Source organism: Sulfitobacter sp. BSw21498, assembly GCF_006064855.1.
GTDB lineage: Bacteria > Pseudomonadota > Alphaproteobacteria > Rhodobacterales > Rhodobacteraceae > Sulfitobacter.
In genome coordinates, this window is the sequence record NZ_CP040753.1 from 671,417 (window position 1) to 694,562 (window position 23,146).

Below are 23,146 nucleotides of genomic sequence, written 5' to 3' on the forward strand. Positions count from 1 at the left end.
TCATCTTCCTTGTCATATGCGAATACAATTTTCGATCATTCCGCAATCGGGTGCAAGTGGGGAGAGATATTTCACGGAAATGTGGTTTGATGGTCATGACAGCCAAGGATCGCCATTATGACCAAAGAGACCCACGACTTTTACCCCTACGCCCTGTCGGACCGCTATACGCGGACCGAAGGAACAGTGTTTCTGACCGGCACGCAAGCGCTGGTACGGATTATGCTGGATCAGGCGCGGCGCGATACGGCGCAGGGGCTGAACACTGCGGGGTTTATCTCGGGATATCGCGGCTCGCCGCTTGGGGCCGTCGATCTAGAGCTTTGGCGCGCGCGGGATGTGACGAAGGACAATAATATCACCTTTATGCCCGCTGTAAACGAAGACCTCGGGGCGACAGCCGTCTTGGGCGCGCAGCAGGCGGTGCTCGACCCTCATTGCGAAGTCGAGGGCGTGTTCTCCATGTGGTATGGCAAGGGGCCGGGCGTTGACCGGTCAGGCGATGCACTGCGCCACGGCAACGCCTATGGGTCGTCGCCCAAGGGCGGCGTTCTGGTTGTTGCGGGGGACGACCACGGGTGCGTGTCGTCATCGATGCCGCATCAGTCCGATGTGGCGTTCATGACGTGGATGATGCCCACGCTAAACCCTGCAAACGTGGGCGAATTCCTTGTGTTTGGCGCGTACGGGCTGGCGCTTAGCCGGTTTTCGGGCACATGGGTCGGTTTCAAGGCGATCTCTGAAACGGTGGAAAGCGGGCAATCGGTGATCCTGCGCCCTGACCGCGCGTTCACTCTTCCGCAGTTCACTCCACCGCCCGGCGGTCTGCATGTACGCCGCTCTGATATGCCGAGCCCCGAGATCGAGACACGTCTGGAACATAAGCTGCGTGCCGTCGAAGCCTTTGTCGAAGCCAACCCGATCGACAAGCGCATCTATGATCTGGAAGACGCGATCTTTGGCATCGTCACCACCGGCAAGGGCCATCTGGACCTGATGGAAGCGCTGCGTCTGTTGGGGTTGGACGAGGCGGCGTGTCGGCGCTTGGGGATCGATATTTACAAGGTCGGGATGGTCTGGCCCTTGGCGCGACGGGATGCGCTGGCATTTGTGTCCGACACCAAAGAGGTGCTGGTGATCGAGGAAAAACGCGGCATCATCGAAAGCCAGCTTAAGGAATATTTCTACGATTGGCCGGGGCACAAGCCCGGTCGCATGGTCGGCAAACACCGCGCGGCGGGCGATCCGCTGCTGCCATGGACCGGAGAGCTAAGCCCGCTGGCATTGGTGCCGGTCGTGGCCGAACGGCTTGATGCGTTCTTTCCGGATGAAAACCTGCTGCAAAAGGCGCGTGCGCTGACTGAAAAGCCGCCTGTTTTGTTGAACGTGCCAGGGGCCAAGCGCACGCCGTATTTCTGTTCGGGTTGTCCGCATAATACATCGACAAAACTGCCCGAGGGCTCGCAGGCTGCATCGGGCATTGGCTGTCACGTCATGGCGGGGTGGATGGACCGCGAAACCGGCGGTTATGCGCAAATGGGCGGCGAGGGCGTGCCGCATGTGGTGGCGTCCAAGTTTAACGGTGGCAAGCATTTATTCCAGAACCTGGGCGAGGGCACGTGGTACCACTCGGGCTCGCTTGCCATTCGTCAGGCGGTCGCGGCACAGACGAATATAACGTATAAAATCCTTTATAACGATGCGGTTGCGATGACGGGCGGGCAACCCGTGGACGGGCCGATCAGCGTGGCCGGTATCGCCCAAACGTGTCGTGCCGAAGGGGTGGCGCGGATCGCGCTGGTGTCGGATGTCATCGACAAATTCGACCGTGCTGATTTCCCGCAAGGCACCAGCTTCCATTCGCGCGAAGACATGGATATCGTCCAGCGCGACCTGCGCGAGGTCAAAGGCGTATCGGTGCTGATCTACGAGCAAACCTGTGCCACCGAAAAACGCCGCCGCCGCAAACGCGGCCAGATGGAGGACCCAAAACGCTTTGCCTTCATCAACCCGGCTGTCTGCGAAGGCTGCGGCGATTGCTCGCTCGAAAGCAACTGCCTGAGCATCGAGCCGCTGGAGACTGAACTGGGCCGCAAGCGCAAGATCAACCTGTCGAGCTGCAACAAGGATTTTTCCTGTCTGAACGGTTTCTGCCCGAGCTTTGTGACCCTTGAAGGCGCTGTTCGGCGCAAGAAAACCGGTGCCGAGGTGGATATCGACGCGCTGCTGTCCGACATAACCCCGCCCGTATTGCCAAAGTTGCAGACGCCATTTGACCTGTTGGTCACAGGGGTTGGCGGCACGGGGGTCATTACCGTGGGCGCGTTGATCACGATGGCGGCGCATCTGGAAGGCAAGGGGTCAAGCGTGCTGGATTTCACCGGCTTTGCGCAGAAATTCGGGACCGTGCTGAGCTTTATCAGGATCGGGACGTCACCCGATGCGATCCATCAGGTGCGTATTGACCACGGGGCGGCGGATGCCGTGATTGGATGCGATATCGTCGTGTCTTCAGCCGCGCAGGCCTCGGTATATTATGGGGCCGACACCAAGGTTGTGCTGAACCTTGCGGAAATGCCGACGGGTGATCTGGTGCTGCACCGCGATGCGCAGCTGCACACCGATCTGCGTGAGGAGGTTATCCGCGCTACAGTGGGGGGCGAGAACCTTGTTGGTTTTGACGCCAACGCCATGGCCGAACGGTTTTTAGGCGATACGGTTTTTGCAAATATGATGATGCTGGGCTTCGCGTGGCAAAAAGGGCTGGTGCCGGTATCCCACGCGGCATTGCGACAGGCGATTGTATTGAACGGCGTGGCTATAAACAAAAACCACCGCGCCTTTGATCTGGGTCGCATTATGGCGGCAACGCCCGATGCGCTTGCCTTGCCGCAAAAGACAAAGCCGACAGCGGACAGCCCCGCGATTATCGCAGACCGGGCTGAACGGCTGCGTGCGTATCAAGACGACGGATATGCGCAGCGCTATCTTGATCGCTTAGCTCAATTCCGCAGCGCACTTCCGCGCGCTCACGCCGAAGATCTGACGCAGGTTGCCGCCAAGGCGTTGTACAAGCTGATGGCGTTCAAAGATGAATACGAGGTCGCGCGTCTGCACAGCGACCCCACCTTTGCCGCGCTGCTGGAGGAAGAGTTCGAGCCGGGGTTCAAGATCAACTATCACATGGCCCCGCCAATCGTATCCTTGCGCAAGGATGCACGCGGGCGCCCGGTTAAGCGTGCTTTCGGTGGATGGCTCACCCCTGTGCTGTCCGGCCTTGCGAAGCTCAGCCCGCTGCGTGGTACGACGCTGGATGTGTTTGGCTACACGCAAGAGCGCCGCGAAGAGGTGGCCCTGATCCGCTGGTACGAAGATTTGATGGATGAGCTGCCGGCCAAGGTTGATGATGCACGCAGTGAGGTAGTGCATAAGCTGCTGGCGTTGCCGTTGGATATACGCGGTTTCGGACCGGTAAAACACGCCGCTGTCGAAGCCGCGCATGCGCAAGAGCTACAGTTGAGAGCGGCGCTAGAATAGAACTTGATAGTTCAGTTTAACTTCGGATTTAAAATAAATAAAAACAGTGGGATGCGGTGGTTTTATAATGTTATGCTTCAGCGTTAAGTGTCTGAATTCACTGACCCGCTGACTGCGTAAAATCAAGCCAGATCGGCAGGTGATCCGAGGCGCGGCGGGCGTCGTCCGTCTCGCATACGCCGCCGTCTGTGACGTTCAGCGCGGCGTCTACCGCGATGCGGTCCAGTGCTGCCAGCGGCAGGCGTGCGTGATAGCTTTTGCCCGGAGCATAGATTTCAAAATGATGCGCCAGCCGTCCAAGACCGACGTTCAGCGACCACTCATTCATGTCGCCCGCGATAAGCGTCGGGCGTTGAGACTGTTCATCCAGATGCGCGATCAACGCTGAAAGCTGCGCGCGACGCGATCTGCGCATAAGGCCCAGATGGGTGGCGATGATGCGCATGGGGATATCGTAGAGGTCGAAATCGACAACCATCGCACCGCGGGGTTCCATCCCGGGCAGGTTCAGGTGTTTGACATCGACCAGCTTTGCGTCGGGGCTTAATAGAACGGCGTTGCCATGCCACCCGATGCTGACTTCACTGGGGACGGGCACGGCGATCAGCCCGGTTTGCGCGGTCACCTGATCCACCGGCAGCGCCGAGGGGCGGGGCCCAAGCCGCATGTCGGCTTCTTGCAGCACGACAATGTCTGCATTGAGCGTCTCTATCACCCTCATCACGCGGTCCGGGTCGCGCTTGCGATCCGTGCCCATGGCCTTGCGCATGTTATAGCTGGCGATGCGAAGGGTGGTCTGGGTCACAAGATCGGTGCTCCTATGCGAAAGACGCCCTCGGCTAGGCGGCGGGGCAGATGCGGACTTGGCATGTTTTCGTGGCACTCTGCCTCTCGGGCCTTGAACCAATCCGACAGGATTGCCACGCTGTTTGCGTCATAAACGAATAACATCGCCTCAAAGTTCAAAAGCATACTGCGCACATCAAAGTTTGCAGTGCCTACCAGCCCCACATCATCAATCAGCGCAGCCTTGGCATGGATCATGGCGGGTTCGTAATATTTGACTTTAGCACCCGCTGTATGGGCATCGCGCAAGTACCCGCCGCGCGCGAAGTCGGCAATATGCTGGTTGGATTTATGCGGCACCAGAATACGTACATCGACTCCGCGCAACGCGGCGATGCGCAGCGCATTCGCCAGCGGCTCTGTCGGGACAAAGTACGGGGTGGCGATCCAGATACGGGTTTGCGCCAGATGCAGCGCACGAATGATCCCGTCGTGCAGCGGGTCTTCGACGATATCAGGGCCCGACGGGATGAGCTGTACCGTGGCATTGCCCGCCGTTGTGGGGGCGGGCGTAGTAATATGGTCTACATCTTCGCCACAGGCGACTTCCCAGTCGGACCGGAACACATCGCAAAACGTCTGCACCGACTGACCTTCCAGGGTAAAGGCCAGATCAACCCAGTGATCCGCGTGGGGATGGTCAGACATATAGTGTTCGCCAATATTCATCCCGCCCGAAAAAACGCGCGCGTGATCGGCGATGATCATCTTGCGGTGATTGCGCAGGTTCAGGTGGCCACTGCTGGGCAACTGCAGGATCGGCGAAAAGAACAGAACCTCGCCACCCGCCTTACGCAGCGCTTTGACTGCCTTGGAGGGGCCGCGCAACGTGCCCAGCCGGTCCATCAGCAAGCGGACCTTTACACCATTGCGGGCTTTCTCGGTCAGCGCATTGACGACATGATTACCGGTATCGTCATCCGAAACGATATAGAACAGCACATCGATGGTCTGTGTCGCGCTGGTGATCAGCTCCATCGCTGCGGTGTAGGCAGTCTGTGGTGTTTCATGCAGGTTGAACCGCTGCGCCTCTAGCGCGGGGGGCAGGCCGAAGTTCTGGAACATCTGGTCAAGCGCATGCACCGGAGTTTGTGGATCTTCCTTTTGAGTAAAGTGGATGGGCTCGTAGCGTTTCCCTTGCTTGCGGAAGCCCAGTGCCAGAAACAGTGGAGCAGCAACATAAGGCATGACCACCAAAAACAGGATCCACGCGGCCGTTGATTGCGGGCTGCGGCGCTGTTGCAAAAGAATAAAGGCCACACCAAGCGTCAGCAGGATAACGCCAACAACCTCTATATGAGTGGTGAGAAATGCAATCATGGTCGTTTTGCCCCTGAGTCGTAGAAAATCCCGCCATCCGGGCTGCTCAGCTACCTAGCACATAGCGGTCTAGCCGCCACATTTTGCAGCATTTTTGCCGAATTTTGACTACAGTGCGCGTGGGTATGGTTCCAGCTTTAGGAAAATTTATTTTCGAGTGTTGTGTCAGGGTGCGGTGAAACCGCCTGCGTGGTGTTATTTATAAGGGGCTACGGCGGTAGTGCTCTGCCGAAGGAATGTGCATTTGAGCAACATATTACCGATCACCAACCCGTGATTGGGAAATCCTGCAACCAGAGCTTAGCTGCCGTGTTGTGTCGATGAAGCGGGAAGCGCCCGCTCCGATACAAACTGATCGAGGAGTTACGATTATGAAACGCACTATGAAACTTGCATCCGCAGCCTTTTTGGCATCCACAGCATTCGCTGGCGCAGCATTCGCTGGTAGCCTGTCGGAGCCAGTGATCGAGCCCGTAATGACCGCGCCCGTTGCTGCACCAAACTTGGGCGGCGACTGGACAGGCTTCTACACAGGTCTGCAGTTGGGCTATTCCGAAGCCGACACCAACTTTGGTGTTGACGGCGACAACGGTTCCTACGGTTTCCACGCTGGTTATAACTACGACTTCGGTCGCTTCGTACTGGGCGGCGAGCTCGACTATGACAAAACAGACATCGACCTGGATGACGCAGCCGGCGTAACCCAAGGCAGCATCGACTCCGTTGCTCGTGCGAAAATCAAAGGCGGCTATGATCTGGGCAACACTCTGATCTACGCAACCGGCGGTTACGCTCGTGCCGACACGTCCATTGGTGACGAAGACGGTGCCTTCTACGGTATCGGCATGGATTACAAAATCACCGAGCAATACAGCGTTGGTGCCGAACTTCTCGAGCACAAGTTTGATGACGTAGGCGGTGTTTCCGGTGCAGACGCAGATGTAACCACATTCAACGTTCGTGGTTCCTACCGTTTCTAAGCTGATAAGCTGACAACTGGCGGTGTATCTGCCGAGGGCGTCGCAACGCGATTTCTTCGGCAGATGATATATAAAAAGTGCCAGTCAAAAAGGCTGGAGGATTATCCTCCGGCCTTTTTAGATTCTTTCATATCGGTTCTTGTCGGGGTGCCGGTGTCAGGCTGCAAGCGCTTCGGCAAAATCACACAGGGTGGCCAGTGCTTGGGCAAAGCGCGTGTTCTCGATCGTCATTGCGACACGGATATGTCCCGCCGCGGCCTCGCCAAAACTTTCGCCAGGCATGACTGCGATGTGGTGTTTCTCGAGCAATGCATAGGCAAATTCCTCGCCCGTCATACCGGTGCTGCGAATATCCAGCATTACGTACATCGCGCCTTGGGCAGGAACGAGGCTGACGGCGTTTTGCCGTGCCAGAATATCCTGAGCCAACAACCGGCGACGTTGGAAGGGAGCCGAGATTTCGGTCTCGAACGCAGCGCCCTGGTTCAGCGCGAACAAGGCGGCATCCTGAATGTATCCCGGCACGCCATAGGTCGTGTGGGTCGCAAGATTGGTCAGATGTTCAATCGCGTCGACCGGCCCGACGATCCAGCCACAACGGGAACCGGTCATAGCGTGGCTTTTCGACATCGACCCCACGACCAGCGTGTGATCTGCCATACCGTCCAGCGCGCGCGGCGACAGATGTTCGCCTTCCCAAACCTGCGTGTCATACACCTCGTCCGAGATCAGCCACATGTTGTGATCCCGGCAGACCTGCGCGATGCCTTCAAGCGTCTCGCGAGAATAGACAACGCCCGTCGGGTTGTTGGGGGAATTGACCAGCAGCGATGTTGCTCCGGTCTGCTTGGCTGCGGCGGCTATCGCGTCGGGTCGGGGCTGAAATGCATCATCGGCACTGGCGAAAACGGCATGGGGTAGGGCGCTGACACCGCGGATCGTGCCGGGGTAGGTGGCATAGTACGGATCGATATAAAGCGCGGTATCGCCGGGGTTGCAGGTCGCCATATGCGCCGCAAACAGCGCACTTTGCCCACCGGGTGTGATCAGCACATTATCGCGCGTTGTGGGGACACCGGTGCGTTCTTGCAGCCGCGCGGCCACGGCATCGCGCAGGTCGGTGGTGCCGGGAATGGCAGCATAGCCTGTGTGACCGGCCAGCGCTGCACGGTGCATATCTTGCAAGATCGGCGCGGCAGTACGGATGTCGTGTTCGCCAATGGTCAGTTCGGTTACATCGGTACCATCCGCGATCATCTGGCGCGCGCGCAAGAATACGCCCCAACCGTCTGATCCGCCGCCAAGCAGTCCTGTAATACGCGATGATAGTTGCATGCCGTCTCTCCCTCGTAACGTGAAGACGCAGGGGCGCAGAGCAGGGTTGATTTGTCAATCAGGCTTGACCGCCACGGGCGGGTCGGGCTACGCAGACCGCATGAAGATGATGCCACCCCTTATTTGCTGTATTACCTGCTAAGACCTTCCGGCGGGCTTGCTCACATCGTTTTCTTCCCGAGATTTCAGTGCCATGCCCGCGCAATCCTTGCGTAAGGACGCGCCATGACCTCAATCAAGCTGCACAACACGAAGACCCGCAAACGCGAGGATTTCATCCCAATCGATGATAAAAACGTGCGGATGTATGTCTGTGGGCCGACGGTGTACGACCGCGCCCACTTGGGCAACGCGCGCCCCGTCATCGTGTTTGACGTGCTCAACCGCCTGCTGCGCCATGTCTATGGCGAGGATCACGTGACCTACGTGCGCAACTTCACGGATGTGGATGACAAGATCAACGCGCGGGCGGCCGAAAGCGGGCGGTCAATCGGCGATATCACCGCTGAAACGACGCAGTGGTTTCTGGATGATATGGCCGCCGTTGGCGCGCTAGAGCCCAATCACATGCCACGCGCCACGGCCTATATTCCGCAGATGGTCGAGATGATCGAAGGGCTGATCGCCAAGGGCCACGGCTATGCCGCCGAGGGGCATGTGCTCTTCGCCGTTGAAAGTTATAAGGAATATGGTGCGCTGTCGGGGCGGTCGATCGACGACATGATCGCCGGCGCACGCGTCGAAGTAGCCCCCTACAAACGCAACCCAATGGATTTTGTTTTGTGGAAACCGTCGGACGACGCAACGCCGGGGTGGGACAGTCCTTGGGGTCGCGGCCGTCCGGGCTGGCATATCGAATGTTCGGCCATGGCGGACGAACTGCTGTGGAAAGAACCCTTGCGTCAGGACCGTCTGTCTGAAGGTGCGAAAAGCCAGCCCCACGTTTTTGACATTCACGGCGGCGGGCTGGACCTGCAATTCCCGCACCACGAGGACGAAATCGCCCAAAGCTGCTGCGCCAATGGCACCGACGAAATGGCGCGCTACTGGCTGCACAACGAGATGTTGCAGGTCGAGGGCAAGAAGATGTCCAAGTCGCTTGGTAACTTCTTTACGGTACGGGACTTGTTGGATCAGGGCGTGCCGGGCGAAGTGATCCGTTTCGTCATGCTCAGCACCCACTATCGCAAGCCGATGGACTGGACGGAGAAGAAGCGCGACGAAGCGGAAAAGACGCTGCGAAAGTGGTTGGATTTGACACGAGATTTACAGCCCAGCGATCCGACCACGTTTGCGCCCGATCAGAAACTGTTAGATGCCGTTGCCGACGACCTGAATACGCATCTCGCACTGACCTACCTGAATGCCCTGACTGCGCAGCCTCAAAAGCTGCTCGACCACGCGCGATGGCTTGGGTTCCTAGGCGACAAGGCGCGGCAGGATGATGAGAAGGCGCGATCTGCTTACACAACAAGTATGGGAAGTGGTGCCTCGGACGCGCTGGCTTCGCTGGCCAATCGTCTCGACGAACTGCGACAAACCGCTATGCAAAGCAAAGATTTTTCTCAGGTCGATGCGTTCAAGAGCGCACTACTCGCAGCGGGAGTTGAGGTAAGGATGAGCAAAACGGGCGTGGATTTACAACCTGCGTCAAACTTCGACCCTGCCAAACTGGATGCGTTGAAGTGATGTGCTACGCGTCCAGCACTGGTGCTTTTGCAACGTGCGGGAGCGAGGGGCCAGCCCCTCACGCTCCCCGGAGTTTACTTGGCAAAATGAAGGAGGGATCGCTGCGATGACCCTCGAACGCCTTTACCTTTACGACACCACGCTGCGCGACGGGCAGCAGACGCAAGGGGTGCAGTTTTCTACCGCTGAAAAGGTCATCATCGCCACTGCGCTCGACACTTTGGGCGTTGACTATATCGAAGGCGGCTGGCCGGGCGCGAACCCGACGGATAGTGCTTTTTTCGACGCCGCACCTACCACACGGGCACGAATGACGGCCTTTGGCATGACCAAGCGCAACGGCATGTCGGCGCAAAATGATGATGTACTTGCGGCGGTGATGAACGCGGGGACGGATACGGTCTGTCTGGTGGGCAAAACCCATGATTTCCACGTCTCGGCAGCCCTTGGCATCACGCTGGAAGAAAACACCGAGAATATCGCAAAGTCGATCGCGCATCTGGTGGCCCAAGGACGCGAGGCGTTGTTTGATGCCGAGCATTTCTTTGACGGCTACCGCGCCAACCCCGATTACGCCCTGACCGCGATCAAGGCGGCTTATGACGCGGGCGCGCGCTGGATTGTGCTGTGCGACACCAATGGCGGCACCATGCCAGCCGAGGTCGGGCGAATCACGGGCGAGGTCATCGCCGCAGGCATTCCCGGCGATCGTCTGGGCATCCACACCCATAATGACACCGAAAATGCGGTCGCCTGTTCGCTGGCCGCCGTTGATGCAGGTGCGCGGCAGGTACAGGGGACGTTGAATGGTCTGGGTGAACGCTGCGGCAATGCCAACCTGACCACGCTGATCCCGATCCTACTGCTGAAAGAACCCTATACCAGCCGCTTTGACACGGGAATCCCCTTGGGCGGCTTGGCCAACCTGACGCAGATCAGCCGCGCGCTGGACGAGATATTGAACCGCGTGCCGCTAAAGCAAGCGGCCTTTGTCGGGTCGTCGGCCTTTGCGCATAAAGCGGGGCTGCATGCCAGTGCAATCCTGAAGGACCCGTCCACCTACGAGCATATCGATCCCGCTGTAGTCGGCAATACGCGCATCATTCCCATGTCGAACCAGGCTGGCCAGTCCAACCTGCGCCGCCGACTTGAAAGCGCAGGGTTGACCATCACCAAGGGAGACCCCGCCTTGGGGCAGATCCTGGACGAGGTGAAAGCGCGCGAGGCCGAAGGCTATAGCTATGACACCGCGCAGGCGAGCTTTGAGCTGCTGGCGCGCAAGGCCTTGGGGCAGATGCCGGACCTGTTCGAGGTCAAACGCTACCGCGTCACCGTCGAACGGCGTAAAAACAAATATGACCAGATGGTCAGCCTGTCAGAGGCCGTTGTCGTTGTGAAGGTCGACGGCGAAAAACGTCTGTCGGTGAGCGAAAGTATGGACACAGAGGGCTGTGATCGCGGACCTGTCAATGCGCTGAGCAAGGCGTTGGTCAAAGATCTGGGGCAGTATTCTGCGTTACTCGAAGACATGCATCTGGTCGATTTCAAGGTGCGGATCACCCAAGGCGGCACCGAAGCGGTGACACGCGTTATCATCGACAGCGAAGACGGGCAGGGGCGACGCTGGTCCACGGTGGGCGTGTCGGCAAACATCGTTGATGCGTCATTCGAGGCGCTGCTGGACGCGATCCGCTGGAAGCTGATCCGGGACCGTAAAGGGTAAGACAAGATGGAGTTTGATGCCGATCTGAACGCCTGCGCGGGAATCGTCGAGCGTGCCGATCCGCTGCGGTTTCGCGCCAGCATGGCCGCACCTGTCGCAGCGCGGCGCGTGCTGTTCCCGCTTTATGCATTTAACATCGAAGTGGCGCGGGCCCCGTGGGTGACGCAGGAAACCATGATCGCAGAGATGCGTCTGCAATGGTGGCGCGACGTCTGTGACGAGATCGCAAAGCGCGGCATCGTGCGGCGGCACGAGGTGGCGACGCCCCTGGCGTTGGCCATCGCGCCCGAGGATGCGGTGCTGCTGGATACGCTGGCTGCGACGCGGCGGTGGGATATCTACCGCGACGCCTTTGAGGATACCGTGCATTTCGACGCCTATATTGACCAGACCACTGGCAATCTGATGTGGGTGGCTGCCCGCCGTCTGGGGCCGGCGGATGAGGCGACGGTACGAGATGCGGCCTATGGCGCGGGGGTGGCTGCATGGCTGCATGCAATCCCGCAGCTGGTCGAGCAGGGGCGCGTGCCGCTGTTGGACGGCACCGACGCAGGCGTCGTGGCGCTGGCGGAAAAGGCGCGGGCGCGGTTGCAGCGGGCACGGCGAAATCGCAACAGAATCTCCAAGGCGGCGCGTCCGGCGATGTATAGCGTGGGGGCTGCTGACAAGGTGCTCAGCGCGGCGATGGCATCTCCCGCACGCGTTAGCGCGGGGGAATTGCCGCCGATGAATGATTTCCCGCTGTCATGGCGTGCGCTGTCGGGGCGCTGGTAGCTCTAGACCCGCTCGCTGCGCTGGCGCAGCATCAGCCAGATCAATGACCCGCCCGCTAGAACCAGAAATGGGATCATCGCGATGTTGACGGCGGCCCAGCCTTCGACAGGGTTGCCGCCGGAACAGTTCATCAGCCCGCCGCTGGACAGCGATGCGAAGGTTACGCCGCCAAACACCAGCAGATCGTTCAGCCCCTGCATCCGCCCACGTTCATGGGGCTCGTGCGCACCGGCCAACATAGATGTCGCGCCGATAAAACCAAAGTTCCAACCGATGCCAAGCAGGATCAGAGCGATGTAGAAGTTGTTCAGGTCAACCCCCTGCAGGGCGACCATACCGGCCCCCGCGAGGATCACGATTCCGATCCCAAGAATTTTCTCGACCCCGAATTTCGCGATCAGGTGACCGGTGAAAAATGACGGCGCATACATGGCAAGCACGTGGCCGGTCACCACGTGGGATGCATCGACGATGTCATAGCCGCAGCCCACAACCGCCAGCGGGGTCGATGTCATCACGAGGTTCATCAGCGCATAGGACACCATCCCGCAGATCACTGCGACGGCGATGCGCGGGGTTTTCAAAAGCTCCATCCGGCTGCGGCCCTTGGGTGCATCCACGGCAGGCACGGGTGGTTTGGGGATGTTGAGAAAGGCGAAAAGCACCATGCCTACAGCGTTCAGCGCAATCGCGGCCAGATAGACCGGATAAAAGCGCATGACGGTCGCGTCACCGTTCGCGCCGGTCAGAAAGCCCACCAGCTGCGGCCCGATGATGGCCGAGATCAACCCGCCCGCCATAACATAGGAAATCGCTTTGGGCCGGAACGCGTCAGAGGCGGTGTCCGTGGCGGCGAAGCGGAAAAAGCCTTGGGAGCTCATGTAGATGCCGATCAGATAACTGCCCAGCAGGAAGATCATGAAGCTTTGCACCGTCAGCGCATAGGCACAAAGTGCGGCCCCCGTCATACCGCCAACCGCGCCCGTAACGAACCCCGCACGGCGGCCAAAGCGCTGCATCACAGTTGACAGCCAAGGTGCCGTGGTCATCGACCCGAACACGATCATCGAGATCGGCAGCGTGGCAAGGCAGACATTGGGCGACAACTGCTGCCCCGCCAATCCGCCAACCACAAAATACATCGGCATCTGGCTGCCAAGAAAGGCCTGCGCGGTCACCAGCACGGCAACGTTGCGCTTGGCGCGGGTGTCATCAATCACTGTCATGGTGAATGCGTAGACCGGGCTTTGGGGGGCTGCAAGGGCCTTGCGTCCGGCGGCGGGCTCGTCGATGGTCGCGCCATGAACCAGAGCCCGAATATCCTGCTGATCGCAGGCAGCGCTGAGGCGCATGAGATTGCTGCTGCCATGGCGGCGGCGGGCGTGTCTGCACGGGCGGTATTGCGACGGGCGGAGCGGAGCTTTGGCCCGCTGCCCGTACCTTCTGAAATCTGGTCACCGCGCGATGTGGATGAGGTTGAGGCCTATCTTCGAGTGCATAAATTTACCGCCGTTCTGGACGCGGGGCACGGGTTTGACGCTGATATATCCCAGATCGCTTTCGGCGCAGCGGCACAGCTGAACCTGCCCTATGTGCGAATAGTGCGGCCCATGTGGGATATCACCGCGCCAGCGGAGCGGGCTGCGTCAGTGGCCGAGGCCGCGCTGATGATCCGATCCGAGGCGCGCGTCTTTGCCGCGACCGGGCGGGGGACGTTAGACCAGTATCACCCTTTCTCAGGTGCGCGGCTGTATCTGCGTCAAACCAACGCACAGGCGCGATCCGCGCTGCCACCCTTTGCCGAAGCCGTCTTTGGTCAGCCGCCGTTTACGCGGGCAGCCGAAGCAGAATTGTTTCGCCGATTGCAGATCGACACGCTGGTCTTGCGCAATGTCGGAGGCGCGCCAAGCCGCCCTAAACTGGATGCGGCGCTTGACCTTGGGCTGCGGGTGATCGCCATTGACCGCCCCTCACCGCCCGCAGGCGCTCAGGCGCTGCATGGGGCAGAGGCGGGGATGACGTGGATCGAAACATTGCCACGCAAAGGGGCGGGCATATGAGCATTGGTCCGATCATCACCTGCGACGCCGATGTCGCCGAAGGTGCCGCGTGGCTGGCAGCACAGGTGCCGCAATTCGCGATCGCGCTGGACGCCACTGGCGCGCTTCCGTTACGGCTGCGCAGTGACGGGTTTGACGCGCTGATCGGGGCGATCATCAGTCAGCAAGTCTCGGTCGCGTCGGCAAACGCCATGCGGGCCAAGATGGATGCAGCGGGGCTGACCCATGAGGCGGCGATTATTGCCGCGGGTGAAGATGGCTTGCGCAATGCGGGCCTGAGCCGGCAGAAAATTCGCTATGCGCTGGCGCTGGCAGAAGCGGGGATCGACTATCCCGCGTTGCACGATGTGCCGGACGCCCTGGTGATTGAAACGCTGACGGCGGTGCCCGGTGTCGGGCTGTGGACGGCGCAGATCTATGCGATGTTTTCGCTGGGCCGCGCCGATATCCTGCCCCAAGGCGATCTGGCCTTGCAAGAGGCGGCAAAAATCCTGTTTGATCTGCCAGAGCGACCAAAGCCAAAACAGCTTGCATCAATGGCGCAGGATTGGTCGCCATGGCGATCGGTTGCAGCCCGCATCTTGTTTTCGTACTACCGCGTGGCAAAACAACGGGAAGGGATTTCATGACACGAGTACTAAACGCAGAGCGCCGCGAACCGGTCTCGGGGGAAACGCGGTCTGCCGTCGTGTTCCTGCATGGCTATGGCGCGAATGGTGCCGATCTGCTGGGGCTTGCCGACCCGTTGGCTGAACATCTGCCCGATACACTGTTCGTGGCCCCCGATGCGCCCGAAGCCTGCGCTGGCGCGCCCATGGGATTCCAGTGGTTCCCGATCCCGTGGATCGACAATTCGTCGGAAGAGGAAGCAGAACGCGGCATGATGCAGGCAGTCGATGACCTGAATGCCTTTCTCGACGCGCTGATGGTGGACGAAGACCTGCTGCCCGAACAGGTTGTGCTGTTTGGCTTTTCCCAAGGGACAATGATGGCGCTTCATGTCGCACCGCGGCGCGAGGATGCAGTGGCTGGCGTTGTAGCATTCTCGGGTCGCTTGCTGTCACCTGAAAGCCTGAAAGACGAAATCGTCGTACGCCCTCCGGTGCTGCTGGTGCATGGTGATGCGGATGATGTCGTCCCACCGCAGTCCTTGCCCCAAGCCGCAGAGACGCTGCAAGAAGCCGGCTGGACGGATGTCTTTGCCCATATCATGAAGGGTACAGGCCACGGGATCGCCCCCGATGGGCTGAGCGTGGCGCTTGCCTTTATGCGCGACAAACTGGGTCTTTGACCTGACCCCTGCGGCGGCCTCGGCTGTGCGCAGGGGGACCCCCGCGACGCAAGCCCCTTGCAGTCACATGCCTGTTACGTAATCGCCCTAATCCTTCTGCGACATCTTGTAGCCGTTTGCGACTTGTCAGACGCAAACCACGAGATATAGTCGAAAGCATCAGCGGGGCTGTCTCGCTGGACCGGACGCGGAACGGCAAGGGGCTATCGAACAATGGACGGCGACTTTAGGACTGAATTTACGCGAAGCCCGGCAGGGCTGAAAAACAAACCGGCCCTTGTGCTGAATGCGGACTATAGACCTTTGTCTTATTACCCGCTGTCGCTTTGGCCTTGGCAAGAAGCCGTCAAAGCCAAATGGCTTGATCGGGTGGATATCGTCGCCGAGTATGACGATTATGTTCACAGCCCGTCGATGCAAATTCGCATCCCGTCGGTGGTTGTTCTCAAAGATTATGTCAAACCTCAAAAGCGCGTGGCCTTCACGCGCTTTAATTTATTTCTGAGGGATGAATTTTGCTGCCAGTACTGCGGCGCGCGCGGGGATCTGACGTTTGATCACGTGGTGCCACGCGCGGCAGGCGGGATCACCAGCTGGCAAAATGTCGTCGCGGCCTGTAGCCCCTGTAATCTGAAAAAAGGGTCCAAAGCACTGCACCTGACCGGGTTCCAGCTGCGCAAGCCACCGCGCCAGCCGCAGGCCGAAGACCTGCGTAACATGGGCCGAAAATTCCCGCCTAATCACCTGCACGAAAGCTGGATGGATTTTCTGTATTGGGACGCTGAGCTCCAAGCCTGAGGCGTAGAAACCTCTGTTTCCAGGATCCTCGAGATTTGAACGCGCCTGTAGGGTGCGCGGATGGAACTCTTTGCCAAATGTTCTATTTAATAAATAAGAGTGATTTAATTATTGACTTGCTGTCGCTTGTTTGGGAATTACTGCGGGTAAAGCTACGCAGATGTCAAAGGGGAGGTCGGTTTGCAGGACAATCCATCGCACGCCGACCGACCGACGCGCGGGTCAAACCAAAGCGGGATGCGGGCCTATAACGAAAGGCTTGTTCTGTCTCTGTTGCGCCGTAACGGGCCAACACCCAAGGCCGAAGTCGCCCGCGCGACGGGGCTCTCTGCGCAAACTGTCTCGGTCATCATGCGCGCGCTCGAAGCCGACGGCATGCTGAAAAAGGGTGTGCGGGTAAAAGGCAGGGTAGGGCAGCCATCTGTTCCAATCGGGCTAGACCCCAACGGTGCATTCTTCCTTGGACTGAAGGTCGGTCGGCGTAGCGTAGAGCTGATCCTCACCGATTTCGCGGGGAAGGTGCTGCGCCACAGCAGCGAGGTTTATGGCCATCCGACCCCGAGCGCGGTTATGGGATTCACTGAGCGGGCGTTAGAAAAAATGCGCGCCACTCTATCCGCCACACAGCGCAGGCGGACGGCGGGATTGGGCGTCGCGCTGCCGTTCAACATGTGGGCATGGGACGTCGCAAACCAAAGCCTCGGTGCGTGGCGGGACTTCGATATCGTGGCGGCGTTGGCAAAGTTTGTTGAGGGCCCAATCTACCTATGCAATGACGCTTCGGCGGCCTGCGGGGCGGAGCTGGTGTTCGGTGCTCACGATAAACCGCGCGAGTTCCTTTACTTTTATATCGGTTATTTTGTCGGCGGTGGACTGGTGCTCGACAACAAGCTTTATACCGGCAAAAGCGGTGACGCAGGGGCGCTTGGCTCCATGCCGGTCGCGGGTTCGGGTACATCCGGACAGCAGCTCGTTGATGTCGCGTCTCTTTCCACGCTGGAGGCGATGCTGCATGATGCTGGCGAGAGCCACAGCCATGGCTGGAACGATCCGGCGGCGTGGCAGTTCCCACGAGACATTCGGGATAGTTGGCTGGATGCGGCCGCCAAGGCATTGGCACAGGCGATCCGTGCCGCGACCTGTCTGATCGATTTCGACACCGTGATGATCGATGGCTCGCTGGCCGAAGAGACCCGTGCCGACCTGGTTGTGCGGACCCGGCGCGCGCTCGACCTCCACCACTTGCCCGGTGTGAATACTCCCGAAGTGCGCGAAGGTACCATCGGTGCCGACGCGCGTGCGCTTGGTGCGGCGAGCCTACCGCTCTCGGACCGTTTCCTCGTCGACCGCGACGCATTTTTGAAAGGTTAAAAGATGATCCTTTGCTGCGGAGAAGCTCTGATCGATATGATCCCGACACCAACCAATGCTGGTCCTGACGGTTTCGTGCCGCATGCGGGAGGGGCGGTTTTTAATACATCCATCGCTTTGGGGCGGCTCGGGGCGCAGGTGGGGATGCTCTCGGGTCTATCGTCCGACAGGTTCGGGCAGCAATTGGTCAATGGCCTCAAGGAGAGCCATGTAGATGTGTCGCATCTTATTGTCTCCGACCGACCGACGACACTTGCGTTTGTACGGCTGATCGGCGGCCACGCGACCTATGATTTCTATGACGAGAACTCGGCCGGGCGCATGATCACGGCAGACGAACTGCCCGCGCTTTCGGATGAGGTTTCGGCGCTGTATTTCGGCGGCATCAGCCTGGCGTGCGAGCCGGGCGCAGATACCTACGCCGCGCTGCTGGCGCGCAATGCCGACGGGCGTGCGGTGATGATCGACCCCAATATCCGCCCGGGTTTCATCAAGGATATAGCGCGTTACCGCGCGCGGCTCGATCATATGCTGGCGCTGGCGGACATTGTGAAAGTCTCGGACGAGGATCTTAACTGGATCAACCCCGCGCCGCTCGCGCTCCGAGATAAGGTGGCAGATCTTCTGAATAAGGGACCGTCGGTCGTCATCCTTACACGCGGAAGCGAGGGGGCCACAGGCTATTTGGCGGATGGCGCAGAAGTGCAAGTGCCCGCTTTGAAAACGGAAGTTGTCGATACGGTCGGGGCTGGGGATACGTTCAACGCAGGTGTTCTGGCAAAAATGTCAGAGCTCGGGCAGTTGCACAAAGACGCCCTGAGACGCCTCACGCCTGAGGTGCTAGCAAAAACATTGGCCTATGGCGCGCAGGTCGCCGCGGTGACTGTTTCGCGTGCCGGTGCCAATCCGCCGTGGATCGAAGAGATGAGACAGGGTCCGCAATGACCTCTCGCGCCCGCTCAGGTATCAGGCGTCGCGATTAAACAGTTTAGCCGCGCATCGCCGTAGGGGCGGTGTCGGCAATCCCACTGTCGCGGCGTTTCTGCGCCAAGGCTCAGCGCTCTTGCGGTCCGGGCGAACCTTTCCCTATATTGACCAGAGTTTACGCGCGCAGCGTTTTGTTAAGCGAGGGTCAAGATGGGTGAGAAAAGAATCCGTAACATGGAGGAATTTGCCGCCGTCAGTGGGATCTCTCGGCCCACGCTATCAAAGTATTTCAACGACCCTGACAGTGTAAGGCGCACCACCCGCGAACGGATCGAAGCGGCGCTAAGCCAGTATGACTACCGGCCCAATGTCTATGCGGTAAACCAAAATCGCCGCAAGACGCGCAACATCGGCATCGTCGTGCCCAACCTCGCTGACCCTTTCTTTTCCGAGATCGGGCGCGAGGTAGAACTTGCCTGTATGGCAGCAGGCTATAGCCCCATATTGCTCAGCTCGCACGGCAACCCCGCACAGGAGCGGGTTAATCTGGAATCCCTGAGGGCACTTAAACCGGCGGGCGTTTTGCTGGCACCGTTTGGCAAAGCCTCTGACAGCGCCGATATTGAACGCTTTAGCAAAGACGTCCCCGTTGTGACCTTTGATGCAAATATCGAAGGAGTCTGCGAGGCGTTCGTCGGAACCGACAATTTTCAATGTGTCGATCTGATGGTTGAATACCTGTGTCGCAGCGGCGAGCCACCGTGTTTTTTCGAAATGAAGACCCCAAGCAACCCCAACGCCAACAAACGTCGTCAGGCCTATCTGGAGGCAATGGCGCGTCACGGGTTTGCGCCACATATCCATCAGGTGCCTGGCGAGGGGTGGAAGTTTGAAGAGATTGGCGCCACCGAAGGCGGGAAACTGATGGCAGCGGGGGCGTTCGAGACGGATACGGTGCTATGCTCGAACGACCGACTGGCCATCGGGATGCTGTCGGCAGCCTATGAACTGGGGATGCAGGTCGGTCATGGCAAGGGCTGTGTCATGCGGATCGCAGGGCAGGATGACCACCCGTTTTCGCGTTACACATGCCCGCCGCTGACCACCATCGCACAGGATTATGGCGCCATCGCGAATCGTGCAGCCAGCACCTTGTTCGGTATCATCGAAAGCGAAACCCGGCTGACCGAACGCGAAGAGACGTTGTTTGAGGGAACGCTGGTCATGCGGGCGTCGGCGTAAGTCGTTGTGTTCTCAGGTTGCCTGAAAAATAATTAACGCGCGTAAAATTTAAGTTGACTGCGCGTTGCATCACTGGCTACTCTCGCTTCATCATCTATAGAGGGAGGAACTATTGATGCTCTGCAAGAATTCACTGTATGCTGCTACCGCCTTGTCCCTGATCATGGGCGGGGGTGCGTTTGCTGAAACGATCACCATCGCCACCGTGAACAACGGCGACATGATCCGTATGCAAGGCTACACCGACAAATTCACCGAAGAGACCGGCCACGAAGTGGAATGGGTCACCTTGGAAGAGAACGTGCTGCGTCAGCGCGTCACCACCGACATCTCGACCAAGGGCGGCTCTTTCGACATCATGACCATCGGCATGTATGAAACGCCGATCTGGGGTGCGAACGGCTGGCTTGTACCGCTGGATGACCTCAGCGAAGACTATGACGCAGACGATATCCTTCCTGCTATGGCAGGTGGCCTGAGCCACGAGGGCACGCTTTACGCCGCACCTTTCTATGGCGAAAGCTCCATGATCATGTACCGCACGGATCTGATGGAAAAAGCCGGCATGGAAATGCCGAAAGACCCCACCTGGGAATTCATCCGCGAAGCCGCGGCTGCCATGACCGATCGCGAAAACGACATCAACGGCATCTGCCTGCGCGGCAAAGCCGGCTGGGGCGAGGGCGGTGCGTTTATCACGGCGATGTCGAATTCCTTTGGCGCACGCTGGTTCGACGAGGATTGGAACGCCCAGTTCGACACCGACGCATGGGCCAACACAATCAACTTCTACAAAGACCTGATGGATGAGAGCGGCCCTGCGGGATATGCGTCCAACGGCTTTAACGAAAACCTTTCGATGTTCCAGCAAGGCAAATGCGGCATGTGGATCGACGCCACAGTTGCGGCATCCTTTGTGACCAACGGTGACGATTCCACCGTGGCCGACAAGGTTGGCTTTGCGCTGGCACCCGATACGGGCCTTGGCAAACGTTCCAACTGGCTTTGGGCATGGGCGCTGGCGATCCCGGCGGGTACTCAGAAAGAAGATGCGGCAAAAGAGTTCATCGAATGGGCCACGTCCAAAGACTACATCAATCTGGTTGCCGAGAACGAAGGCTGGGCAAACGTTCCTCCCGGCGCACGCAAATCGCTTTATGAGAACCCAGAGTACCAGAAAGTGCCCTTTGCTCAGATGACGCTCGACTCGATCCTGTCGGCTGATCCGCAGAACTCCACGGTTGATCCGACGCCTTACGTCGGTGTTCAGTTCGCCGCGATCCCCGAGTTTGCAGGCATCGCGACCGACGTAAGCCAAGAGTTCTCCGCCGCCTATGCCGGTCAGCAGACCGTCGAAGAGGCGCTCGAGAAGGCGCAGGCGCTGACCAACGACGCAATGGAAGCCGCCGGCTACCGCTAAGCCGCCGCTTCACCGGTATTAAGGGCGGCGGACCCCGCCGCCCTTTTCCACCCCACCACCTAATATGATACCCTTCACCTAAACGCGGCATCCGCCGCCAGCAGAGGAGATGTGCCAGATGGCGACCCAACATTCCCGATCAGCGGCACGTCTGATGATGGCCCCTGCGGTGGTCTTGCTCCTTGGATGGATGCTTATTCCGCTGACCATGACGCTTTACTTTTCGTTCAAGAAATACCTGCCCATGCGCGGCGGTGATCTGGGCTGGGTAGGGTTCGACAACTATGTGCGTTTCATCACATCCAGCGCCTTCTGGCCCTCTGTGGTGACCACGCTCATTATTGTCTGCAGTGTTTTGGCGATTACTGTGGGCCTGGGTATCTTGCTCGCCATCCTTCTGAACCAGCCGATGTGGGGGCAGGGCTTTGTCCGCATCCTTGTGATCGCACCCTTTTTCGTCATGCCGACCGTCTCGGCGCTGGTGTGGAAAAACATGTTCATGGACCCGAACTACGGGCTCTTTGCCTACCTTTGGGAATTCTTCGGTGCGACACCGGTCCAATGGATGAGCCAAGCCTCGCTGACCTCGATTGTCATCATCGTGTCTTGGCAATGGCTGCCTTTTGCGACGCTGATCCTGCTGACGGCAATTCAGTCGCTCGACCGCGAGCAGTTGGACGCCGCCGAGATGGACGGCGCACCCGCGACCAAGCGTTTCGCTTATATTACACTCCCGCATCTGGGCCGCGCGACCACCGTGGTGATACTAATCCAGACGATCTTTTTACTGTCGATCTTTGCGGAAATCTTTGTGACCACGGGCGGTGCCTTTGGGACCAAAACACTGACCTATCTCATCTACCAGCGGGTGCTGGAAAGCCAAAACATCGGCCTCGGATCTGCGGGCGGTGTCTATGCAATCATTCTTGCCAATATCGTTGCCATCTTCCTGATGCGCATCGTCGGCAAGAACCTGGACGCCTGAGGAGGAGATATCATGGCACGCGCAATCACCCAGAAACGCAAGATCATCAACACCGCCCTCGCTTGGGGCATCGGTTTCCTGATCTTCTTTCCCATCCTTTGGACCATCCTCACCAGCTTCAAGACCGAGGCGCAGGCGATTGCCGATCCACCGATTTTTCTCGGCTTTGATTGGACGCTGGCCAACTACCAAGCGGTTCTGGAGCGGTCCAACTACGGGCGCTTCTTGTGGAACTCTATTATCATCGCGGGCGGGTCTACCGTCCTTGGTATCCTGATCGCTGTACCTGCCGCATGGTCGATGGCCTTTGTGCCTAGCAAGCGCACCAAAGACATTCTGCTGTGGATGCTGTCGACCAAGATGCTGCCAGCGGTAGGTGTCCTTTACCCGATCTATCTGCTTTGCATCCAGTTCGGCGTGCTCGACAGCAAGATCGCACTGGTCATCATTCTGATGCTCATCAACCTGCCGATTATCGTCTGGATGCTTTACACTTACTTCCGCGAAATCCCCGGCGAGATCCTAGAAGCCGCACGGATGGATGGGGCGAGCTTGCGCGAAGAGGTGCTTTATGTGCTCACGCCGATGGCGATCCCGGGCATTGCCTCCACCTTGCTGTTGAACTTTATCCTCGCGTGGAACGAAGCCTTCTGGACGCTCAACCTCACCGCGGCCAAGGCCGCTCCGCTCACCGCCTTCATCGCGAGCTACTCCAGCCCCGAAGGCCTTTTTTATGCCAAGCTCAGCGCGGCCTCCACGATGGCAATTGCGCCAATCCTCATCCTCGGCTGGTTCAGCCAAAAGCAGCTTGTCAGCGGCCTGACATTCGGCGCGGTCAAGTAAGTAAG

At 59.0% G+C, this 23,146-nt stretch carries 19 protein-coding genes; 15 read left to right on the forward strand and 4 right to left on the reverse strand.

Going from position 1 to position 23,146, the window contains the following annotated elements; translation table 11 throughout:
- Positions 1 to 117 precede the first annotated feature (117 nt).
- Positions 118 to 3,537, forward strand: coding sequence for an indolepyruvate ferredoxin oxidoreductase family protein (locus E5180_RS03290; RefSeq protein WP_138923145.1), 3,420 nt, complete (start codon positions 118 to 120; stop codon positions 3,535 to 3,537).
- A gap of 97 nt (positions 3,538 to 3,634) precedes the next feature.
- Here the strand turns inward: E5180_RS03290 and E5180_RS03295 are convergent, their stop codons facing one another.
- Together E5180_RS03295 and E5180_RS03300 are read right to left on the reverse strand one after the other, a co-directional pair.
- Positions 3,635 to 4,342 (reverse strand): endonuclease/exonuclease/phosphatase family protein, encoded by a 708-nt coding sequence (locus E5180_RS03295; RefSeq protein WP_138923146.1) that lies wholly within the window; start codon positions 4,340 to 4,342, stop codon positions 3,635 to 3,637.
- Positions 4,339 to 5,703 carry a phospholipase D-like domain-containing protein gene (locus tag E5180_RS03300; RefSeq protein ID WP_138923147.1) on the reverse strand — a complete coding sequence of 455 codons (1,365 nt, stop codon included), beginning with the start codon at positions 5,701 to 5,703 and terminating at the stop codon, positions 4,339 to 4,341. Before E5180_RS03300 ends, E5180_RS03295 begins: the two co-directional genes overlap by 4 nt.
- 371 nt (positions 5,704 to 6,074) lie before the next feature.
- On the opposite strand from E5180_RS03300, the gene E5180_RS03305 reads away from it, so the two are divergent.
- A complete protein-coding gene (locus E5180_RS03305; protein ID WP_138923148.1) occupies positions 6,075 to 6,683 on the forward strand; it encodes an outer membrane protein in 609 nt (202 codons plus the stop codon).
- 156 nt (positions 6,684 to 6,839) lie between these two features.
- On the opposite strand, the gene E5180_RS03310 is transcribed toward E5180_RS03305, so the two are convergent.
- Positions 6,840 to 8,018, reverse strand: coding sequence for a pyridoxal phosphate-dependent aminotransferase (locus E5180_RS03310; RefSeq protein WP_138923149.1), 1,179 nt, complete (start codon positions 8,016 to 8,018; stop codon positions 6,840 to 6,842).
- Between the two features lie 225 nt (positions 8,019 to 8,243).
- Here E5180_RS03310 and cysS point away from each other — a divergent pair, with 225 nt between their 5' ends.
- The 3 genes from cysS to E5180_RS03325 all read left to right on the forward strand — a co-directional run bounded on the left by cysS (position 8,244) and on the right by E5180_RS03325 (position 12,204).
- Entirely contained in the window at positions 8,244 to 9,707 is a 1,464-nt protein-coding gene (gene cysS, locus E5180_RS03315) for a cysteine--tRNA ligase (RefSeq protein WP_138923150.1), read from the forward strand.
- Positions 9,708 to 9,813: 106 nt separating this feature from the next.
- Positions 9,814 to 11,430, forward strand: a complete 1,617-nt coding sequence (gene cimA, locus E5180_RS03320) for a citramalate synthase (protein WP_138923151.1) — start codon at positions 9,814 to 9,816, stop codon at positions 11,428 to 11,430.
- 6 nt (positions 11,431 to 11,436) lie between these two features.
- Positions 11,437 to 12,204: a squalene/phytoene synthase family protein gene (locus E5180_RS03325; protein WP_138923152.1), complete on the forward strand. Its 768-nt coding sequence runs from the start codon at positions 11,437 to 11,439 to the stop codon at positions 12,202 to 12,204.
- A gap of 2 nt (positions 12,205 to 12,206) precedes the next feature.
- Here the strand turns inward: E5180_RS03325 and E5180_RS03330 are convergent, their stop codons facing one another.
- Entirely contained in the window at positions 12,207 to 13,430 is a 1,224-nt protein-coding gene (locus tag E5180_RS03330; RefSeq protein WP_138923153.1) for an MFS transporter, read from the reverse strand.
- A gap of 75 nt (positions 13,431 to 13,505) precedes the next feature.
- Here E5180_RS03330 and E5180_RS03335 point away from each other — a divergent pair, with 75 nt between their 5' ends.
- From E5180_RS03335 to E5180_RS03380, 10 genes are all read left to right on the forward strand, one after another.
- Entirely contained in the window at positions 13,506 to 14,264 is a 759-nt protein-coding gene (locus E5180_RS03335) for a precorrin-6A/cobalt-precorrin-6A reductase (protein WP_138923154.1), read from the forward strand.
- The gene (locus tag E5180_RS03340; protein WP_138923155.1) at positions 14,261 to 14,893 is read left to right on the forward strand and encodes a DNA-3-methyladenine glycosylase family protein; all 633 of its coding nucleotides are present in this window, start codon (positions 14,261 to 14,263) and stop codon (positions 14,891 to 14,893) included. The genes E5180_RS03335 and E5180_RS03340 overlap by 4 nt, the downstream gene beginning before the upstream one ends.
- Entirely contained in the window at positions 14,890 to 15,555 is a 666-nt protein-coding gene (locus E5180_RS03345; RefSeq protein ID WP_138923156.1) for an alpha/beta hydrolase, read from the forward strand. Before E5180_RS03340 ends, E5180_RS03345 begins: the two co-directional genes overlap by 4 nt.
- A 213-nt stretch (positions 15,556 to 15,768) precedes the next feature.
- Positions 15,769 to 16,353 carry an HNH endonuclease gene (locus E5180_RS03350; RefSeq protein ID WP_138923157.1) on the forward strand — a complete coding sequence of 195 codons (585 nt, stop codon included), beginning with the start codon at positions 15,769 to 15,771 and terminating at the stop codon, positions 16,351 to 16,353.
- Positions 16,354 to 16,533: 180 nt separating this feature from the next.
- Complete coding sequence (locus E5180_RS03355) at positions 16,534 to 17,724, forward strand: ROK family transcriptional regulator (RefSeq protein WP_254700521.1); 1,191 nt, start codon at positions 16,534 to 16,536, stop codon at positions 17,722 to 17,724.
- Between the two features lie 3 nt (positions 17,725 to 17,727).
- The gene (locus E5180_RS03360) at positions 17,728 to 18,669 is read left to right on the forward strand and encodes a carbohydrate kinase family protein (RefSeq protein ID WP_138923158.1); all 942 of its coding nucleotides are present in this window, start codon (positions 17,728 to 17,730) and stop codon (positions 18,667 to 18,669) included.
- A gap of 192 nt (positions 18,670 to 18,861) precedes the next feature.
- The gene (locus E5180_RS03365; protein WP_138923159.1) at positions 18,862 to 19,893 is read left to right on the forward strand and encodes a LacI family DNA-binding transcriptional regulator; all 1,032 of its coding nucleotides are present in this window, start codon (positions 18,862 to 18,864) and stop codon (positions 19,891 to 19,893) included.
- 115 nt (positions 19,894 to 20,008) lie between these two features.
- A complete protein-coding gene (locus E5180_RS03370) occupies positions 20,009 to 21,313 on the forward strand; it encodes an ABC transporter substrate-binding protein (protein ID WP_138923160.1) in 1,305 nt (434 codons plus the stop codon).
- A 118-nt stretch (positions 21,314 to 21,431) separates the two neighbouring features.
- Positions 21,432 to 22,298 (forward strand): carbohydrate ABC transporter permease, encoded by an 867-nt coding sequence (locus E5180_RS03375; protein WP_093733631.1) that lies wholly within the window; start codon positions 21,432 to 21,434, stop codon positions 22,296 to 22,298.
- A 12-nt stretch (positions 22,299 to 22,310) separates the two neighbouring features.
- A complete protein-coding gene (locus E5180_RS03380) occupies positions 22,311 to 23,141 on the forward strand; it encodes a carbohydrate ABC transporter permease (protein WP_138923161.1) in 831 nt (276 codons plus the stop codon).
- Positions 23,142 to 23,146: the final 5 nt, after the last annotated feature.

Bases quoted from the DNA above. Each gene is read 5' to 3' on its own strand.
- E5180_RS03360 (WP_138923158.1), top strand. From the start codon at position 17,728: ATGATCCTTTGCTGCGGAGAAGCTCTGATCGATATGATCCCGACACCA.
- E5180_RS03350 (WP_138923157.1), top strand. From the start codon at position 15,769: ATGGACGGCGACTTTAGGACTGAATTTACGCGAAGCCCGGCAGGGCTG.
- E5180_RS03345 (WP_138923156.1), top strand. From the start codon at position 14,890: ATGACACGAGTACTAAACGCAGAGCGCCGCGAACCGGTCTCGGGGGAA.
- E5180_RS03375 (WP_093733631.1), top strand. From the start codon at position 21,432: ATGGCGACCCAACATTCCCGATCAGCGGCACGTCTGATGATGGCCCCT.
- cimA (WP_138923151.1), top strand. From the start codon at position 9,814: ATGACCCTCGAACGCCTTTACCTTTACGACACCACGCTGCGCGACGGG.
- E5180_RS03330 (WP_138923153.1), bottom strand. From the start codon at position 13,430: ATGACAGTGATTGATGACACCCGCGCCAAGCGCAACGTTGCCGTGCTG.
- E5180_RS03325 (WP_138923152.1), top strand. From the start codon at position 11,437: ATGGAGTTTGATGCCGATCTGAACGCCTGCGCGGGAATCGTCGAGCGT.
- E5180_RS03365 (WP_138923159.1), top strand. From the start codon at position 18,862: ATGGGTGAGAAAAGAATCCGTAACATGGAGGAATTTGCCGCCGTCAGT.
- E5180_RS03335 (WP_138923154.1), top strand. From the start codon at position 13,506: ATGAACCAGAGCCCGAATATCCTGCTGATCGCAGGCAGCGCTGAGGCG.
- E5180_RS03305 (WP_138923148.1), top strand. From the start codon at position 6,075: ATGAAACGCACTATGAAACTTGCATCCGCAGCCTTTTTGGCATCCACA.
- E5180_RS03370 (WP_138923160.1), top strand. From the start codon at position 20,009: ATGCTCTGCAAGAATTCACTGTATGCTGCTACCGCCTTGTCCCTGATC.
- E5180_RS03290 (WP_138923145.1), top strand. From the start codon at position 118: ATGACCAAAGAGACCCACGACTTTTACCCCTACGCCCTGTCGGACCGC.
- E5180_RS03340 (WP_138923155.1), top strand. From the start codon at position 14,261: ATGAGCATTGGTCCGATCATCACCTGCGACGCCGATGTCGCCGAAGGT.
- cysS (WP_138923150.1), top strand. From the start codon at position 8,244: ATGACCTCAATCAAGCTGCACAACACGAAGACCCGCAAACGCGAGGAT.
- E5180_RS03300 (WP_138923147.1), bottom strand. From the start codon at position 5,703: ATGATTGCATTTCTCACCACTCATATAGAGGTTGTTGGCGTTATCCTG.
- E5180_RS03310 (WP_138923149.1), bottom strand. From the start codon at position 8,018: ATGCAACTATCATCGCGTATTACAGGACTGCTTGGCGGCGGATCAGAC.
- E5180_RS03380 (WP_138923161.1), top strand. From the start codon at position 22,311: ATGGCACGCGCAATCACCCAGAAACGCAAGATCATCAACACCGCCCTC.